At 70.8% G+C, this 17,795-nt stretch carries 17 protein-coding genes; all 17 read right to left on the bottom strand.

Annotation, left to right across the window (positions count from 1 at the left end; translation table 11 throughout):
• Positions 1-133: 133 nt before the first annotated feature.
• The 17 genes from ACI2LY_RS09995 to ACI2LY_RS10075 all read right to left on the bottom strand — a co-directional run bounded on the left by ACI2LY_RS09995 (position 134) and on the right by ACI2LY_RS10075 (position 17,782).
• Positions 134-949, bottom strand: a complete 816-nt coding sequence (locus tag ACI2LY_RS09995) for a F0F1 ATP synthase subunit delta (RefSeq protein ID WP_404706753.1) — start codon at positions 947-949, stop codon at positions 134-136.
• A complete protein-coding gene (locus ACI2LY_RS10000; protein WP_388995417.1) occupies positions 946-1,491 on the bottom strand; it encodes a F0F1 ATP synthase subunit B in 546 nt (181 codons plus the stop codon). The genes ACI2LY_RS09995 and ACI2LY_RS10000 overlap by 4 nt, the downstream gene beginning before the upstream one ends.
• Positions 1,492-1,529: 38 nt before the next feature.
• Positions 1,530-1,778 carry an ATP synthase subunit C gene (locus ACI2LY_RS10005; protein ID WP_030610088.1) on the bottom strand — a complete coding sequence of 83 codons (249 nt, stop codon included), beginning with the start codon at positions 1,776-1,778 and terminating at the stop codon, positions 1,530-1,532.
• A gap of 76 nt (positions 1,779-1,854) precedes the next feature.
• Entirely contained in the window at positions 1,855-2,691 is an 837-nt protein-coding gene (gene atpB / locus ACI2LY_RS10010; protein WP_404706754.1) for a F0F1 ATP synthase subunit A, read from the bottom strand.
• Positions 2,692-2,901: 210 nt separating this feature from the next.
• Positions 2,902-3,342 carry a hypothetical protein gene (locus ACI2LY_RS10015; RefSeq protein ID WP_388995429.1) on the bottom strand — a complete coding sequence of 147 codons (441 nt, stop codon included), beginning with the start codon at positions 3,340-3,342 and terminating at the stop codon, positions 2,902-2,904.
• Positions 3,343-3,643: 301 nt separating this feature from the next.
• Complete coding sequence (locus ACI2LY_RS10020) at positions 3,644-4,954, bottom strand: MraY family glycosyltransferase (protein WP_404706755.1); 1,311 nt, start codon at positions 4,952-4,954, stop codon at positions 3,644-3,646.
• A gap of 128 nt (positions 4,955-5,082) precedes the next feature.
• Complete coding sequence (gene glyA, locus ACI2LY_RS10025) at positions 5,083-6,321, bottom strand: serine hydroxymethyltransferase (RefSeq protein WP_404706756.1); 1,239 nt, start codon at positions 6,319-6,321, stop codon at positions 5,083-5,085.
• Positions 6,322-6,439: 118 nt separating this feature from the next.
• The gene (locus ACI2LY_RS10030) at positions 6,440-7,099 is read right to left on the bottom strand and encodes a low molecular weight phosphatase family protein (RefSeq protein WP_030815947.1); all 660 of its coding nucleotides are present in this window, start codon (positions 7,097-7,099) and stop codon (positions 6,440-6,442) included.
• 64 nt (positions 7,100-7,163) lie between these two features.
• A complete protein-coding gene (locus tag ACI2LY_RS10035) occupies positions 7,164-7,811 on the bottom strand; it encodes an L-threonylcarbamoyladenylate synthase (RefSeq protein WP_388995441.1) in 648 nt (215 codons plus the stop codon).
• 58 nt (positions 7,812-7,869) lie between these two features.
• Positions 7,870-8,709: a peptide chain release factor N(5)-glutamine methyltransferase gene (prmC, locus tag ACI2LY_RS10040; protein ID WP_393596283.1), complete on the bottom strand. Its 840-nt coding sequence runs from the start codon at positions 8,707-8,709 to the stop codon at positions 7,870-7,872.
• Positions 8,710-8,802: 93 nt separating this feature from the next.
• Positions 8,803-9,879: a peptide chain release factor 1 gene (gene prfA / locus ACI2LY_RS10045; RefSeq protein ID WP_404706757.1), complete on the bottom strand. Its 1,077-nt coding sequence runs from the start codon at positions 9,877-9,879 to the stop codon at positions 8,803-8,805.
• A gap of 108 nt (positions 9,880-9,987) precedes the next feature.
• Positions 9,988-10,209 (bottom strand): 50S ribosomal protein L31, encoded by a 222-nt coding sequence (rpmE, locus tag ACI2LY_RS10050; RefSeq protein WP_388995447.1) that lies wholly within the window; start codon positions 10,207-10,209, stop codon positions 9,988-9,990.
• A gap of 161 nt (positions 10,210-10,370) precedes the next feature.
• Positions 10,371-11,501, bottom strand: a complete 1,131-nt coding sequence (locus ACI2LY_RS10055) for an LCP family protein (RefSeq protein WP_404706758.1) — start codon at positions 11,499-11,501, stop codon at positions 10,371-10,373.
• Between the two features lie 346 nt (positions 11,502-11,847).
• Positions 11,848-13,851, bottom strand: a complete 2,004-nt coding sequence (gene rho / locus ACI2LY_RS10060) for a transcription termination factor Rho (protein WP_404706759.1) — start codon at positions 13,849-13,851, stop codon at positions 11,848-11,850.
• Positions 13,852-14,256: 405 nt separating this feature from the next.
• Entirely contained in the window at positions 14,257-15,174 is a 918-nt protein-coding gene (gene thrB, locus ACI2LY_RS10065) for a homoserine kinase (protein WP_404706760.1), read from the bottom strand.
• A 250-nt stretch (positions 15,175-15,424) separates the two neighbouring features.
• Positions 15,425-16,483: a threonine synthase gene (thrC, locus tag ACI2LY_RS10070; protein WP_404706761.1), complete on the bottom strand. Its 1,059-nt coding sequence runs from the start codon at positions 16,481-16,483 to the stop codon at positions 15,425-15,427.
• Positions 16,484-16,489: 6 nt separating this feature from the next.
• On the bottom strand, positions 16,490-17,782 hold the full coding sequence (locus tag ACI2LY_RS10075) for a homoserine dehydrogenase (protein ID WP_404706762.1): 1,293 nt from the start codon (positions 17,780-17,782) through the stop codon (positions 16,490-16,492).
• Between the last annotated feature and the right edge of the window lie 13 nt (positions 17,783-17,795).

Genomic DNA, 17,795 nt, shown 5'->3' on the forward strand with positions numbered 1-17,795 from the left:
GGGTTCCCTGCTCTCCTTGTTGGGCCCGAAGTTTCACTTTGGGGGGATGTCTGACTCCGGACTCCCCCCTGAACGAGGTGAATCCTCTGCACGGCCCAACCCGGGCCGTAATTACGTACTGCTTGTTTACGTGCTAGCTCGCCATACGGCGGGCGGCGTCGTCCAGCCGGTCCGCCAGGGAACCGTTGATGACCTCGTCACCGACCTGCACCCGGATACCGCCGATCACATCGGGGTCCACGTCCAGGTTGAGGTGCATCCGGCGGCCGTAGAGCTTCGCCAGGGCGTCACCCAGGCGACGCTTCTGCGCGTCGCTCAGCGGCACCGCCGAGGTGACGGTCGCCACCAGCCGGTCCCGGCGCTCCGCGGCCAGCTTGGACAGGGACTCGAGTCCCGCTTCCAGGCTACGTCCACGCGGCGCGGAGACCAGTCGGGTGACCAGACGCTCGGTGACGGGCCTGGCCCGTCCGCCCAGCAGCCGGTGCACCAGCTCGGCCTTCGCCTGCGGGCTCGCCGACCGGTCGGTCAGCGCGGCACGCAGGGCCGGGTCCGAGGCGACGATCCGGCCGAACCGGAACAGCTCGTCCTCGACCTCGTCCAGCGTGCCCGACTTCTCCGCGGCGGTGAGGTCGGCGATGTCCGCCAGCTCCTCCAGCGCGTCCACCAGATCGCGGGGCTGCGACCAGCGGGAGCGGGCCATCCCGGCCACCAGGTCGGCGGTCGGACCGCTCACCTGGTTGCCGATCAGGCGCTGCACCAGCTCGGCCTTGGCCTCGGCGGGCTGCGCCGGGTCGGTGAGGACCCGGCGCAGGCCGGCCTCGCGGTCGAGCAGCGCGGTGACGGCCGCCAGCTCGTCGGCGAGCTGCGCGGCGTCCACGGACGTGGAGTCGGTCAGCGCGTCGAGACGCTCCCGTGCGGCTGCCAGGGCCTCGCGGCTCGCTCCGTTCATCGCGTGGCCTCGGCCTTCTCGTCGAGCTCGTCGAGGAAGCGGTCGATCACACGGCTCTGCCGGGCGTGGTCCTCGAGGGACTCACCGACGAGCTTGCCGGCCAGTTCGGTGGCGAGCTTGCCGACGTCCTGGCGGAGCGAGGCCGAAGCGGCCTTGCGGTCGGCCGCGATCTGGGCGTGACCGGCGGTGACGATCTCCTCGCGCTGACGCTGGCCCTCGGCCCGCATCTCCGCGATGAGCGTCGCACCCTGCTCCTGAGCCTCCTGGCGCAGCCGGGCGGCCTCGTGACGGGCCTCGGCGAGCTGGGCCTTGTACTGCTCGAGGACGCTCTGAGCCTCGGTCTGCGCGGCCTCGGCCTTCTCGATCCCGCCCTCGATCGCTTCGCGGCGCTCCTCCAGAACCTTGTTGATGTTCGGGAGGAGCTTCCAGGCGAGGAAGCCGAAGACGATGACAAAGGCGATCAGGCCGATGACGAGCTCTGGGATCGGCGGGATGAGGGGGTTCTCGGCCTCCTCAGCCGCCAGCATTACCAGGGGGCTCATATCAGTGCCTTTCGTCTAGCTAAAGGGCGTCGGTCGGATCAGGAGCTCGGGTAGACGAACGGCATGACCAGACCGATCAGGGCGAGCGCCTCACAGAAGGCGAAGCCGAGGATCTGGTTGGCGCGGATCAGGCCGGCCGCCTCGGGCTGGCGGGCGAGCGCCTGGGTGCCGTTACCGAAGATGATGCCGACGCCGACGCCCGGGCCGATGGCGGCGAGGCCGTAACCGATGGAGCCGAGGTTGCCCTTGATCTCGACGCCGGCGGCAAGGGTCTGGAGAGCGGACATGCCGGTTCTTCCTTCTCTTTCAATGACCGGTGGGGGATGGCCACCGGATGTCTCTGGATGGGTGAGGCGCAGGTGCTCAGTGGTGCTCGGCGAGCGCGCCCTGGATGAAGCTGCACGTGAGCAGTACGAAGACGTACGCCTGGACAGCCTGGATGAAGAGCTCGAAGGCGGTCATCACGATGACCATGACGAACGAGACGGCGGAGTAGGCGATGCCGATGCCGTTCAGCATGTACCAGCTGGCGATCGTGAAGAGCAGCAGCAGGGTGTGACCGGCGAACATGTTGGCGAACAGTCGCACGGCGTGCGTGAACGGCCGGACCAGCAGGTTCGAGAACAGCTCGATCGTCATCGACAGCGGGAGCACCCCGCCGAGCGACTTGTCGTAGCCGGTGAAGTTCTTGAAGGCGCCGACGAAGCCCTGGCGCTTGAAGGTGAGACTCACCCACAGGATGTAGACGATCGCGGCCAGCACGGCCGGGTACGAGATGATCGCCGTCACCGGGAACTGGGCGACCGGGATGATCGACCAGAGGTTCATCATCCAGACGAAGAAGAACAGCGAGACGACCAGAGGAACGTACTTCTCGCCCTCCTTCTTGCCGATGGTCTCGTAGACGACGCCGCGCCGGATGAAGTCGTAGCCGGACTCGGCGATCATCTGGAGCTTGCCGGGGACGACCTTCGGTCGGGCGAAGGCGGCCCAGAAGAAGGCCACGACGACGATGGAGCCGATCAGCGCCAGCAGCATCGTCTTGTTGAAGTACAGGTTGCTGTCCGCGTCGCCCCAGAGCGGCTTGAACAGGAACGAGTGCAGGCCCGGAGCCGGGAAGCCGCACCCGGTGAACAGGTGGCAGCTCGTGTCGAAAGCGAGCGTCTGCGTCGGCTCAGCACTCACCGCGGGCTCCTTCATCGTGGCGCATAGGTACGGCAACCTCGTTGTGTCGGCGCGGCGTACGGCCGCGGTTCGGCACGGGACTGGTGTGACGGATGTGGGGGCGGCTGGGGGGCATCTCGCCTCGCAGTGGAACAGGCGTCAGCTCGGATGCCCGCGTCCGCGATGCCGCAGTTGGCACCGGACGATAGCAGGATCTCCCCCACGCCTTTATCCCGGCCCTACCCCTCACGACGAACGGTCCGTCTTCTTGGGCTTGTCGCCCTTCGACGGAGCATCAGGATCGACGTAGAGGATCTTTGCCTTCATGTGGGCACGCGCCTGTGCGGCGATCCACGCGAGGGTGGTCACCACGAGAACGATGGCGAAGGCACGGGGGTTGAACAGGGTCGTGTTCTTGAACACGGCCACGAAGACGACCAGCAACAGGAGTTGGGCCGCGTAGAGCATCAGGCCCATCATCTGGAACAGCTGGGGATACGACCTTGCGGTGCGCTGCAGGACGAAGAGACCGATACCCATGAAGAGGATGACGATCAGTGTGCCCACGACGGCCCCGATCGCACCCTTGCCACCGGCGACCACACCGCTGACGACGGCGGCGATCGCGCCGACGGCAGCCGTGGGCACGGCGGCCTGGGCAAGAATCCGGGCGTCATTGGACGGCATGGCGGCAACTCCGCTTTCACAGGGGGCAGGTGTCGTCATGGACGAGCGTAGTCCCGGACCGGGTGATCGTTACCTCGCACCAACGGACCGTCGCACTAGGGTCCTTCGGTTCTGTCCGGGGTTCTCGTGAACCGTATCACAAACTATTTGATGAGGTCTTTACCTGCCGAGTGTGCCAGCTGTCACACATGAGGGTGATGGTGCGCGCCTGCGCCGAAGCCGGGTCCAGTTGTCTGGTATTGGGGGAATTTGACCCCCTGCGGCTCCCCCACGAGTCCCCCATGAATGGGCAATGCTCTCGTCAGATTCTTACCTTGCGGCCCTTGGTGGAGTGCGGACGGCCGCCGATCGCGGTCGCCCCGTTGAGGCCCGGCACGGCCGCCGCGGGGGTCGGCTCCACCGGGGTCTCCTGGGCGTCCTCGCCGCTCTCCGCCACGGGCTCCCCGTACCTGCGGTAGCGCGGCGGCACGAAGCGCTCGGCCCAGCGCGGGGCGTGCGGGGTGAAGCGGGGCAGGAGCAGCATCACCAGTCCGACGGCACTGAGGAAGACCACCCCGAGCACGATCCACATCGACGCCGAGTTGACCGAGTAGGCCAGCACGCCGAAGCCGATCAGCGCCGACCAGAAGTACATGATCAGCACCGCCCGGCTGTGCGAGTGCCCGATCTCCAGCAGCCGGTGGTGCAGATGCCCGCGGTCCGCCGCGAACGGCGACTGGCCGCGCCAGGTGCGCCGCACGATGGCCAGCACGAGGTCGGCGGCCGGGATGGCGATGATCGACAGCGGCAGCAGTAGCGGGATGTACGCGGGCACCATCTGGTGCACGGTGCTGCGCTCGGAACCGGAGAACAGGTTCAGCCGGTCCGGGTCGATCTGGCCGGTGACCGAGATGGCGCTGCCCGCCAGCACCAGGCCGATGAGCATCGAGCCCGAGTCGCCCATGAAGATGCGCGCCGGATGCATGTTGTGCGGCAGGAAGCCCAGACACATGCCCATCAGGATCGCCGCGAACAGAGTCGCGGGCGCCGCCGCCTCGATGCCGTAGCCGTACCAGATGCGGTAGGCGTACATGAAGAACGCGGCGGTGGCGATGCAGACCATTCCCGCGGCGAGGCCGTCGAGGCCGTCGACGAAGTTGACCGCGTTGATGGTGATGACGACCAGGGCGACGGTCAGCAGGGTGCCCTGCCACTGGGTGACGGCGACCAGCCCCACACCGGGCACCGGCAGCCACAGGATCGTCAGACCCTGCACCACCATCACACCGGCGGCGATCATCTGGCCGCCCAGCTTGATCAGGGCGTCGATCTCGAACTTGTCGTCCAGCACGCCGATCAGCCAGATCAGCGCGGCCCCGGACAGCAGGGCACGGGGCTCGTTGGAGTTGACGAAGACCTCTTTGAGGTTCTCCAGGTGGTCCGCGACGAGCAGCCCGGCGCACAGTCCGAAGAACATGGCGATACCGCCGAGCCGCGGAGTGGGCTCCCGGTGCACGTCGCGTGCCCGGATCTCCGGCATCGCTCCCGCCACGATCGCGAATTTCCGTACCGGCCCAGTCAGCAGGTAGGTCACCGCGGCCGTGATGAGAAGCGTCAGCAGGTATTCACGCACGGGCATCCCCACAGATCTCGCTGGCCATCACAGCCCCTCACCCTAGCGAGGGACGGGTAATGGTGAGGACTTCCGGGTGGCGGGCACGGTTGCGGATCGGGCCTTCCGTACCTGTATGCCACCCCTCCTCACTCCGGGTAGGGCGGGAAATCGGCGGTCAGGGCGCGCACCTCGGCCCGGGCCGCCGCCGGGTCCCGCCCGCCGCTGACGACGCCGACCAGCAGCGCGGCGATCCGCGCCATGGCCGGTTCCCCCATGCCCTGGGTGGTGACGGCGGCCGTGCCGAGCCGGAGCGCCCGGCCGCCGGTGTGCGCAAGCGCACAGCAGTCCAGCACCAGCCCGGCGGCCGCGAGCCGTCCGCGCGCGGTGCGGCCGTCCATGCCGAGCGGGGCGGGGTCGGCGACGATGAGATGGGTGTCGGTGCCGCCGGTGGCGACCGCGAACCCGGCGGCGGCCAGGTGTCCGGCGAGCGCGTGCGCGTTGGCGACCGTCTGATGGGCGTAGGCCGCGAACGCAGGGGTGGCCGCCTCACCGAACGCGACGGCCTTCGCGGCGACGCTGTTCATCTGGGCACCGCCCTGGGTGAACGGGAAGACGGCGCGGTCGACCCGTCGGGCCAGCCCGGCCCCGCACAGGATCAGCCCGCCGCGCGGTCCGCGCAGCGTCTTGTGCGTGGTGGCGCACACCAGGTCGGCGTACGGCACCGGACTCGGCGCCGCTCCCCCGGCGACCAGTCCGGCGGAGTGGGTGAGGGTCACGATCAGATGGGCCCCGACCTCGTCGGCGACCTCGCGGAAGAAGGCGTAGTCGAAATGGCGGGGGTAGGCGATGGAGCCGCACACGATGGCCTTGGGCCGGTGCTCGCGGGCCAGCCGCCGCACCTGGTCGTGGTCGATGAGCCCGGTCCGCGGGTCCAGCCCGTAGGCGACGAAGTCGAACCAGCGGCCGGAGAAGTTCGCGGGCGAGCCCTGGGTGAGGTGGCCGCCGTCGTCGAGGCCGAGGGCGAGGACGGTGTCACCGGGGCGCAGCACGGCGGCGTAGGCGGCCAGGATGGCCGAGGAGCCGGTGGTGGGCTGGACGTTGGCGTGTTCGGCGCCGAACAGCTCCCTGGCCCGTTCGACGGCGATGCGTTCGGCGGTGTCGGCCAGCGCGCAGCCGCCGTGGTGCCGGGCGCCGGGGTAGCCCTCGGCGTACTTGTTGGCCAGCGCGGAGCCGAGGGTGGCGAGCACGGCGGGCGAGGTGAAGTTCTCGGCCGCGGTCAGCTGGAGGGTCGTCGACTGCCGGTCCAGCTCGCCGCGCAGGATCTCGGCCAGCTCGGGGTCCTGCCGACTCAGGGCGTCCGCTTCCAGTACGGGTGTGACCGACATGACGGGCTCCGGACATCGACGGTGACAGGGGCCAGGCCCCAGGTCTCCAATGTAGGCCGAGGTGGAGGCGGCCGCTCGGCCTGCGGGCCCGTCTCCCCGCGCCGGAGCCCGGCGCGCGTCACATGCGGGCGGGTACGCCCGTCAGCGCGGTGACGACCGGGTCGAGGGCGTCGCGTATCTCGTCGCCGATGGAACGGAAGAAGGGCAGCGGGGCCCCGTAGGGGTCGTACACCTCGTCCGCCTCGGCGGTGGGGGCCAGCAGCCAGCCGCGCAGCGCGGCGGCCGCGCGGACCAGGGCGCGGGCGCGCAGCACCACGCCGTCCTCCAGGGGCGGCAGGGTGGCCGGGTCTATCGCGCGGACCAGGCGGGTGAACTCCTTCAGCGTGAAGGTGCGCAGGCCCGCCGAGTGGCCCATGGAGATGACCTGGGCGCGGTGGTCGCGGGTGGCGGTCAGCACCAGGTCGGCCATGATGACGTGCTCGTCCAGCAGCTCCCGGCCGGTGAACCCGGCGGCGTCCGCGCCGAACTCGGAGAGCACGGTCTCCGCGTTCTCCTCCATCCGGGCGCCCTCGTGGCCCCAGGTTCCGGCGCTCTCCACGATCAGGCCGCCGCCGAGCACACCGAGCCGCTCCGCCACGAAGTGCCGGGTCAGCCGCTCGGTGATGGGTGAGCGGCAGACGTTGCCGGTGCTGACGTGGAGGATGCGGAAGGTGTCGCGCGGGAACCCGAAGGTCGTGGTCTGCTCCGCCGGGCGGTCCGCGCCGCCTATGCCGCGCATGGGGTGACCCCCTGCTCGGGCGGGACGGCGCTCGGGACGGCGCGGGCGTGCGGTCCGGGGGCCGTCAATTCGCCACCTCGAGGTCGGGTACGACCTTCCGCAGCTCCTCCGGGGAGAGCGCGCCCTGGCGCAGCAGCACCGGCACCGGGCCGGAGACGTCCACGATGGACGAGGGCACGTTGCCGGGGGTGGGGCCGCCGTCGAGGTAGACGGAGACGGAGTCGCCGAGCATGCGCTGGGCGTCGTCGCAGGTCTCCGGCGCGGGGTGGCCGGTGAGGTTGCCGGAGGAGACGGCCATCGGGCCGACCTCGGTGAGCAGCTCGATGGCGACCGGGTGCAGCGGCATGCGCACCGCGACCGTGCCGCGGGTGTCGCCGAGGTCCCACTGCAGGGACGGCTGGTGCCGGGCGACCAGGGTGAGCGCGCCGGGCCAGAAGGCGTCGACCAGCTCCCAGGCCAGCTCGGAGAAGTCGGTGACGAGGCCGTGCAGGGTGTTCGGGGAGCCGATGAGCACGGGGGTGGGCATGTTGCGGCCCCGGCCCTTGGCGGCGAGCAGGTCGGCGACGGCTTCCGAGGAGAACGCGTCGGCGCCGATGCCGTAGACCGTGTCGGTCGGCAGCACCACCAGTTCGCCCCGGCGTACGGCGGCGGCTGCCTCGCGCAGGCCCGTCACGCGGTCGGTGGCGTCATTGGTGTCGTATCGCCGTGCCATGTCTAGCGGGCCTCCTCGTACACGTAACTCTGGTGGTGGTGCTGGTTCCGGGTGCTGCTCACAGCGTCGCCTTGCGGGCCGTGGCGAACCGGGGGCGGTTGTTGAGGTCGGGGTGGTCGGCCGCGTCGGCCCAGCCCCGCTCCTCGGTGAAGATCCACGGCACCTGGCCGCCCTGGGTGTCGGCGTGCTCGATGACGACGACCCCGCCGGGGCGCAGCAGCCGGTGCGCGGTGCGCTCGATGCCCCGGATCAGGTCGAGCCCGTCCTCGCCGGAGAACAGGGCCAGCTCGGGGTCGTAGTCGCGGGCCTCGGGGGCGACGTACTCCCATTCGGTGAGCGGGATGTACGGCGGGTTGGAGATGACCAGGTCGATCTGGCCGTCCAGGTCCGGGAAGGCGGACAGGGCGTCACCCTGGCGCAGGTCGACCCGGGAGCCCTCGACGTTCTTCCGGGTCCACCGGAGGGCGTCCTCGGACAGCTCGACCGCGTGCACCCGGGAGCGGGGCACCTCCTGGGCGAGGGCCAGCGCGATGGCGCCGGAGCCGGTGCACAGGTCGACGATGCTGGGCTCGACGACGTCCATGGCGCGTACCGCGTCTATCGCCCAGCCGACCACGGACTCGGTCTCCGGCCGGGGCACGAAGACACCGGGGCCGACCTGGAGTTCCAGATAGCGGAAGTAGGCCCGCCCGGTGATGTGCTGGAGCGGCTCACGCTGCTCGCGGCGGGCGATGACCTCCCAGTACCGGGCGTCGAAGTCGGAGTCCTTCACGGTGTGCAGGGCGCCGCGCTTGACGGCGTGCACGAAGGCGGCCAGCTCCTCGGCGTCGGTGCGCGGGGAGGGAACTCCGGCGTCGGCCAGCCGCTGGGTGGCCTGGGCCACCTCCGCGAGCAGCACGCTGCGGGGGCTCGGGGGTCGCCCCCCGAAGTCTTGCTGCACGCTTCTCCTCCGGTCCTCGTGCGTGGTCCTGCCGGGTGTTCCTACACGCTCTTACGCGCTCGCGAGCTTCGCCGCCGAGTCGGCGTCGACGCACGCCTGGATCAGCGCGCTCAGCTCGCCGTCCAGCACCTGGTCCAAGTTGTACGCCTTGAAGCCCACGCGGTGGTCGGAGATGCGGTTCTCCGGGAAGTTGTACGTACGGATCTTCTCGGAGCGGTCGACCGTGCGGACCTGGCTGCGGCGGACGTCCGCGGCCTCGGCCTCGGCCTTCTCCTGGGCGGCGGCCAGCAGCCGGGACCGCAGGATGCGCATCGCCTGCTCCTTGTTCTGGAGCTGGCTCTTCTCGTTCTGGCAGGACGCGACCACACCGGTGGGCAGGTGGGTGATGCGCACGGCGGAGTCGGTGGTGTTGACCGACTGGCCGCCGGGGCCGGAGGAGCGGTAGACGTCGATCCGCAGGTCGTTCGCGTTGATCTCGACGTCGACCTCCTCGGCCTCGGGGGTGACGAGCACGCCCGCGGCGGAGGTGTGGATGCGGCCCTGGGACTCGGTGGCGGGCACCCGCTGCACGCGGTGCACCCCGCCCTCGTACTTCAGCCGGGCCCACACGCCCTGGCCGGGCTCGGTGGCGCCCTGGCCGCCCTTGGTCTTCACCGCGACCTGGACGTCCTTGTAGCCGCCCAGCTCGGACTCGGTGGCGTCGATGATCTCGGTCTTCCAGCCGACCCGCTCGGCGTAGCGCAGGTACATGCGCAGGAGGTCACCGGCGAACAGGGCGGACTCGTCGCCGCCCGCACCGGCCTTGATCTCCAGGATGACGTCCTTGTCGTCGCTCGGATCGCGCGGGACCAGCAGCAGGCGGAGCTTGTCGGTCAGCTCCTCGCGCTGCTTCTCCAGGTCCTTGACCTCGGCGGCGAAGTCGGGGTCGTCGGCCGCCAGCTCGCGGGCGGTCTCGATGTCGTCCCCGGTCTGCTTCCAGGAGCGGTAGGTGCCGACGATCGGGGTCAGCTCGGCGTAGCGCTTGTTCAGCTTGCGAGCGTTCGCCTGGTCGGCGTGGACCGACGGGTCGGCGAGCTTGCGCTCCAGATCGGCGTGCTCGGCGACGAGTTCCTCGACGGCCTCGAACATCTTTCGGCTCCTGTACTGCGGGTGAAGGGCTGGCGGGCGACCAAAAACGCCGGTCCGTGGGCGCGCCCCTCGCGGGGCGCGACCGTGGACCGGCGGTTCGGGGGCTCGCTACTTCTTGGAGCCGGAAGCCTTGCCGAAGCGGGCCTCGAAGCGGGCCACACGGCCACCGGTGTCGAGGATCTTCTGCTTGCCCGTGTAGAACGGGTGGCACTCGGAGCAGACCTCGGCACGGATGGTGCCGGAGTCGATGGTGCTCCGCGTGGTGAACGAGGCGCCACAGGTGCAGCTGACCTGCGTCTCGACGTACTCGGGGTGGATGTCGCGCTTCAAGGTGTCTCCTAGGTTCGGGAGGGCGCCGGGTCGCGGCCGCGGGATGCGGGCGCGTGAACCGGAGCCGACGTACCAGTCTGCCAGGACTGGCGCCATCCCCCAAAACCGGGGGTGAGCGTCTTCTATTCCCGGGGGCGGCTCCAGGCGTCGGGCTTCAGGCGTCAGGGGGTGACGACGCCCTTGGCGCCGCCGGTGGCGCTGCCCGTGGTCGCCGACTCGGGGATCGGCCGGTCGTTCTTCAGGGCCGTCCAGATCTGCCGGGCCTTGGACCGCTCCAGCAGCACCCGGTTGGGGTCGGCGGGGTCGTACTGGACCGGCATGGTGACCATGTGCATCCCGGAGGCGCTGATGCCCTTGAGGCCGCCCGCGAAGTCCGCGAGGGAGTTGACCGAGCCGAGGTCGGAGTCCGTGGTGACGGTCCTGGTCGCGGTGTCGGCGAGGTCGTAGAGCTTCTTGGGGTTGCTCAGCACGCCGACCTGCTTGGTCTGGGCGATCAGGGCCTTGACGAACGCCTGCTGGAGCTGGATGCGGCCGAGGTCGGAGCCGTCGCCGACACCGTGCCGGGTGCGGACCAGGCCGAGCGCCTGCGTGCCGTCGAGGGTGTGGGTGCCGGCCGTCAGGTCGAGGTGGCTGTCCGGGTCCTTGATGGGGCGCGTGGTGGTGACGCGTACGCCGCCGAGGTCGTCGACGAGGCGCTCGAAGCCCGAGAAGTCGACCTCCAGGTAGTGGTCCATCCGCAGACCGGTGAGCGACTCGACGGTCCGCACCGCGCAGGGCGCCCCGCCGGTGGCGTAGGCCGAGTTGAACATGACGTCCTGGGCCGCCGGGTACGTGTGGCCCTGGGTGTCGGCGCAGGCGGGGCGGTCGATGAGGGTGTCGCGCGGGACGGAGACCACGGACGCCTTCTTGTGCCCCTTGTAGAGGTGGACGATCATCGCGGTGTCGGAGCGGGCCCCGCTGTCGGCCGCGCCGCCGCCGAGCTTCCGGTTGGCGCCGGAGCGGGTGTCGGAGCCGAGGACCAGGATGTTCTGGGAGCCGTTGTCGGCCTTGGGGGGCCGGTCGTGGCCGAGCATCTGGTTGATGTCGATGCTGTGCAGGTTGCCGTTCAGCTTGAAGTAGACGTACCCGGCGCCCGCACCGGCCAGCACGACCACGCCCGCGGCCGTCCAGGCCGTGGCGAGCAGGGCCTTGCGGCCCGTGCTGCGGGGCTTGCGGCGGCGCCCCTTGCCGCGGCGGCGGGGGCCGTCTCCGGTCTCCGGTATGCCGGGCTCCGGCGTGCTCTCGGTGGACACTGCGCTCCTAGGTCTCGTCCGTTCGATTACCCCCTGCGTTCAGGGTCGGGAGCGGTCATCACCACTCCATCGTCGCTCCACCTGGTCGGACAGGGAAACTCGGGACAGGCTCGCACAGCGCGCCGCGCCGTCCGGGACGAAATTGATCACCGTACGTGATCACATCGCCGGGTCGTCTCGCCGTTCACCTGCGCTTTCTCGTAAGGGGCCGTACCGAGGCAAGTCGGTACCGAACGTCACACCTGTGGCAAAGGTCTCGCGGGAGCGCCGCGCACGCAAAAGAGCCGCCCCCGACGCGTGTGCGGCGGGGGCGGCCCTCAGATCCCGAGGGGTGACGGAGCGGGGCTCAGTCGTTGTTGCCGGGGGCCGGCGTGGTCTTCTGGATCTGGGTCAGGAACTCGATGTTCGACTTGGTCTGCTTCATCTTGTCGAGCAGCAGCTCGATCGCCTGCTGCTGGTCGAGCGCGTGCAGCACGCGACGCAGCTTCCAGGTGATGGCCAGTTCCTCGCTGCCGAGCAGGATCTCTTCCTTGCGGGTGCCGGACGCGTCGACGTCCACCGCCGGGAAGATGCGCTTGTCGGCGAGCTTCCGGTCGAGCTTGAGCTCCATGTTGCCGGTGCCCTTGAACTCCTCGAAGATCACCTCGTCCATGCGGGACCCGGTGTCGACGAGCGCGGTGGCGAGGATGGTCAGCGAGCCGCCGTCCTCGATGTTGCGCGCGGCACCGAAGAAGCGCTTGGGCGGGTAGAGCGCCGTGGAGTCGACACCACCGGAGAGGATGCGGCCCGACGCCGGGGCGGCGAGGTTGTACGCACGGCCCAGACGGGTGATCGAGTCGAGCAGCACGACGACGTCGTGACCCAGCTCCACCAGACGCTTGGCGCGCTCGATGGCCAGCTCGGCGACCGTGGTGTGGTCCTCGGCCGGGCGGTCGAAGGTCGAGGAGATGACCTCGCCCTTGACCGACCGCTGCATGTCGGTGACCTCTTCCGGACGCTCGTCGACCAGGACGACCATCAGGTGGCACTCGGGGTTGTTGTGCGTGATCGCGTTGGCGATCGCCTGCATGATCATGGTCTTGCCGGTCTTCGGCGGGGCCACGATCAGACCGCGCTGGCCCTTGCCGATCGGCGACACGAGGTCGATGATGCGGGTCGTCAGCACGGAGGACTCGGACTCCAGGCGGAGCCGGTCCTGCGGGTACAGCGGCGTCAGCTTGTTGAACTCCGGCCGCCCGCGGCCGTGTTCGGGCGCCATGCCGTTGACGGAGTCGAGGCGGACCAGCGCGTTGAACTTCTCGCGGCGCTCGCCCTCCTTCGGCTGGCGGACCGCGCCGGTGGTGTGGTCGCCCTTGCGCAGACCGTTCTTGCGGACCTGGGCGAGGGAGACGTACACGTCGTTCGGGCCCGGCAGGTAGCCGGAGGTGCGGATGAACGCGTAGCTGTCGAGGATGTCCAGGATGCCCGCGACGGGGATCAGGACGTCGTCCTCGTTGACCTGCGGCTCGGCGATGTCGTCACGGCCACGGCGGCCACGGCGGTCGCGGTAGCGGCCGCGACGGCCACGGCGGCCGCCCTCGAAGTCGTCGTCGTCCTGCTGGCTCTGCTGGCGGTCCTGGCGGTCCTGACGGCCACCGCCGCCCTGCTGCTGGCCCTGCTGACGGTCCTGGCGGTCCTGACGACCGCCGCCCTGCTGGTCGTCGCCCTTGCCCCGGCGGTCGCGGTCCCGGCCGCCCCGGTCACGGTCGCGGTCACGGCGGTCGCGGCGGCCACGACCCTCGCCGTCGTCGCCCTTGTTCTCGGCCTGCGACTGCTGCTGGGCGTCGCCCTTCGGCTCGCTCTTCTCGCCCTTGGCCTCGGTAGAGGTCTCGGCGGCGGCCGGGGTGCCCGCGTCGGCGGTGGCACGACGGCGGCGGCGCTCGCCGGGGGCGTCGTCCGCCCCGCGCTCGGCGGCGGGCTGGCCGGGGATGTCGATCTGCTGCGCGGCGGCCTCGTCGGCGGCCGGCTGCGCGGACTTCTCCGTCTTCGCCTCGCCGGCGGTCTCACCCGTACGGGCCTTGGAGGTGGCGCGGCGCTTGGGCTTGGTCTCCTCGGCGGCCTCGGCCTTGGGGGCGCTTCCCCCGGCCTGGGCCTCCTTGATGACCTCGATCAGCTGGCTCTTGCGCATCCGCGCGGTGCCCCTGATGCCGAGGCCCGAGGCGACCTGCTGGAGCTCGGCCAGCACCATGCCGTCGAGGCCGGTACCGCGGCGCCGCCGGGAGCCGGCACCGGTGGCAGGCGCGGAGTCCGTGGCGGGCGCGGCAGCGGTCTCCTCGACACGCGCGCCCATCAGATCGGTGGTGTCGCTCACGAAGGGTCCTTCCCTGGAGCGGACGTCGGCCTGTCTGGCTCGGCGACCGGTTGTGCTGTCCGGCATCGGTTCTGTGGCAGGTACCGAGCCGGGGCGGTGGTCCGCCTTGAAGCGGCGGAAGAGAATTTCTGGTGATGGCGCTCCCCGCGAGCCGTGACACCCGGTGTCACGTGGCGCGGCGGCGCCGATTCCGGAGCGTGCCCGACGACTCGCTCAGTGCCCCCACACGACGTACTGCCCAGGTACGGCGCACGGAACACGGAGTGGCTTGGGAGGCTCCCGGAAGAATGTCTGTCCCTGACGGGGACACGAAGCACCTCGCCATGGTGGGGTCGGGTGCAGACTTGAGATTAACACTACCGGATGCAACAAACATTCCCCCTCTCCAAATCCGGCGACCGGGTGTCAGGGCGCCAGCGGCAGCACGCTCGCCCCCTGGGTGTCGAGGCTCAGCCGGTTGGCCGCCCAGTCGCCGCCCGCGAGGGCCTCCACCTTGTCGGCGGTGGCCTCGTCGGTCAGCGCCATGACGGTGGGTCCGGCACCGGAGATGACGGCGGGTACGCCGTCCGCGCGCAGCCGTTCCACCAGTGCCGCGCTGTCCGGCATGGCGGGGGCGCGGTACTCCTGGTGCAGCCGGTCCTCGGTGGCGGGCAGCAGCAGTTCGGGACGCCGGGTCAGGGCCTCGACGAGCAGTGCGGCACGGCCCGCGTTGGCGGCGGCGTCGACATGCGGGACGGTGCGCGGGAGCAGTCCGCGCGCGGTCTCGGTGAGTACGGGCTTCCCGGGCACGAAAACCACCGGAACGATGGAACGGTCGGGCTCCATCCTGAGGGCGCGGGCGGCGCCGGACTCCAGCCAGGAAAGGGTGAACCCGCCCAGCAGACAGGCCGCGACGTTGTCCGGGTGGCCCTCGATCTCGGTGGCCAGCTCCAGCAGCGCGGTGTCGTCGAGGCGGGCCTCGCCGCCTATGGTCACCGCGCGCGCGGCGACGATGCCCGCGCAGATGGCGGCGGAGGAGGAGCCGAGGCCGCGGCCGTGCGGGATGCGGTTGGCGCAGACGATCTCCAGCCCGCGCGGCTGCCCGCCCAGCAGGTCGAAGGCGGTGCGCAGGGCGCGGACGAGCAGATGGCGCTCGTCGCGCGGGAGCGTCTCACCGCCCTCGCCCGCGATGTCGATGTGCAGACCGGAGTCGGCGACCCGGACGACCACGTCGTCGTACAGCCCCAGCGCCAGGCCGAAGGCGTCGAAGCCCGGACCGAGGTTGGCGCTGGTGGCGGGGGTGCGCACCCGGACGGCGGCGGCGCGGAAGGCGGGACCGGCCATCGCTCGAAGACTCTCCTTGAGCTGCGTGACGGACGTGACTGCCGAATGGCCCGCGAGGGGCATCCGGTGCGGACACTCGATGACGTACGAAGACCCGTCGGGCCGCCGGAGACGGCGCGGCCCCGTGCCACACGCGTGGGCAGGTGCGGTGGGCGGGTTCCCCCCAGCTTATCGAAGGAAGGTTCTGCCGCGACATAGGGCGCACAGGAGGCGCACGATGCGTGTCGCAAGCCCCCTGTGCACCCTTCGGTCAGGCGAGGCCGAGCCGCTCGGCGGCGATGGCCGAGTCGACCGGCACGGTGACCGGCGGCGGTGCGCCGGCCACGGCCCAGTCGGGGTCCTTCAGGCCGTTGCCGGTGACGGTGCAGACGATGGTCTGGCCGGGGTCGACCTTGCCCTGCTCGGCGGCCTTGAGCAGTCCGGCGACCGAGGCGGCGGAGGCGGGCTCCACGAAGACGCCCTCCTGCGCGGCCAACAGCCGGTAGGCGCGCAGGATCTCACGGTCCGTCACCTCGTCGATGTGCCCGCCGGATTCGTCCCGCGCGGCCAGGGCGTACTGCCAGGAGGCGGGGTTGCCGATCCGGATGGCGGTGGCGACGGTGGACGGGTCCTTGACGATCTCGCCGCGCACGATGGGCGCGCTGCCGGACGCCTGATAGCCCCACATGCGCGGGGTGCGGGTGGCCGGGCCGTCGGCGGCGTACTCCCGATAGCCCTTCCAGTAGGCCGTGATGTTGCCCGCGTTGCCGACCGGGAGGACATGGATGTCGGGGGCGTCGCCCAGCATGTCCACGATCTCGAACGCGGCCGTCTTCTGGCCCTCGATGCGCACCGGGTTGACCGAATTGACCAGCGCCACCGGGTAGTTGTCGCTCAGTCCGCGCGCGAGGTCGAGACAGTCGTCGAAGTTGCCGTCGACCTGGAGGATCTTCGCGCCGTGCACGAGGGCCTGGCCCATCTTGCCCAGCGCGATCTTGCCCTGCGGGACGAGCACGGCGCAGACCATGCCCGCGCGCACCGCGTAGGCGGCGGCCGAGGCGGAGGTGTTGCCGGTGGAGGCGCAGATGACCGCCTTGGCGCCCTCCTCCTTGGCCCGCGTGATGGCCATGGTCATGCCCCGGTCCTTGAAGGAGCCGGTGGGGTTGGCCCCCTCCACCTTGAGGTGGACCGCGCAGCCCGTGCGCTCGGAGAGCACCTGCGCGGGCACGAGAGGCGTGCCGCCCTCGCGGAGCGTCACGACCGGCGTGCTGTCGGTGACCGGCAGCCTGTCCCGGTACTCCTCGATGATTCCGCGCCACTGGTGGGTCATTGCCGCTTACTCCCCTTCAACCCGCATGATGCTGGCGACACCCCGCACGGTGTCGAGCTTGCGCAGCGCCTCCACGGTCCCGGTGAGGGACGCGTCGGAGGCCCGGTGCGTGACGACGACGAGGGACGCCTCGCCGTCCTTCCCCTGCTGCCTGACCGTATCGATGGACACCCCGTGCTCCGCGAAGACCGTGGCGACCTGGGCGAGGACACCCGGTTTGTCGGCGACGTCGAGGCTGATGTGGTACCGCGTGACGACGTCCCCCATCGGGGAGACGGGCAGCGCCGCGTACGCCGATTCACCGGGCCCCGTCGCGCCGCCCAGGCGGTTGCGGCAGACGGCGACGAGGTCGCCGAGGACCGCGGAGGCGGTGGGCGCGCCGCCGGCGCCGGGGCCGTAGAACATCAGCTGCCCGGCCGCGTCGGACTCCACGAACACCGCGTTGTACGCGCCGCGCACCGAGGCCAGCGGGTGGCTCAGCGGGATCATCGCGGGGTGCACGCGGGCGGTGACCGAGGCGCCGTCCCTGGCCCGCTCGCAGATGGCGAGCAGCTTGATGGTGCAGCCCATCTCGCGCGCCGAGCGGAAGTCGGCCGCGGTGACCTCGGTCATGCCCTCGCGGTGCACGTCGTCGAGGCGGACGCGGGTGTGGAAGGCGATCCCGGCCAGGATGGCGGCCTTGGCGGCGGCGTCGAAGCCCTCGACGTCGGCGGTGGGGTCGGCCTCGGCGTACCCGAGCGCGGTGGCCTCGTCCAGGGCCTCCTGGTAGCCGGCGCCGGTGGAGTCCATCTTGTCGAGGATGAAGTTGGTGGTGCCGTTGACGATGCCGAGCACGCGGTTGACCTTGTCCCCGGCGAGGGACTCGCGCAGCGGGCGGATCAGCGGGATGGCACCGGCGACGGCGGCCTCGTAGTAGAGGTCCCGGCCGTGCTCCTCGGCGGCGGCGTGCAGCGCGGCGCCGTCCTGGGCGAGCAGGGCCTTGTTGGCCGAGACGACGGACGCGCCGTGCTCCAGCGCGGTGGTGATGAGGCCGCGGGCGGGCTCGATGCCGCCGATGACCTCCACCACCACGTCGATGTCACCCCGCTTGACCAGGGCGGTCGCGTCGGTGGTGACCAGCGCCGGGTCGATGCCGTCCCGCACCTTCGAGGGCCGCCGTACGGCGACCCCGGCCAGTTCGACCGGGGCGCCGATGCGGGCGGCGAGGTCGTCGGCGTGCGTCGTCATGATGCGCGCCACCTCGGAGCCGACCACTCCACAGCCAAGCAGCGCCACCTTCAGCGGACGCGTACGCATCATCCGACCTCGTTTC

It is taken from the genome of Streptomyces sp. NPDC002176 (genome assembly GCF_044903645.1).
In the GTDB taxonomy this organism is placed as follows: Bacteria; Actinomycetota; Actinomycetes; order Streptomycetales; family Streptomycetaceae; genus Streptomyces.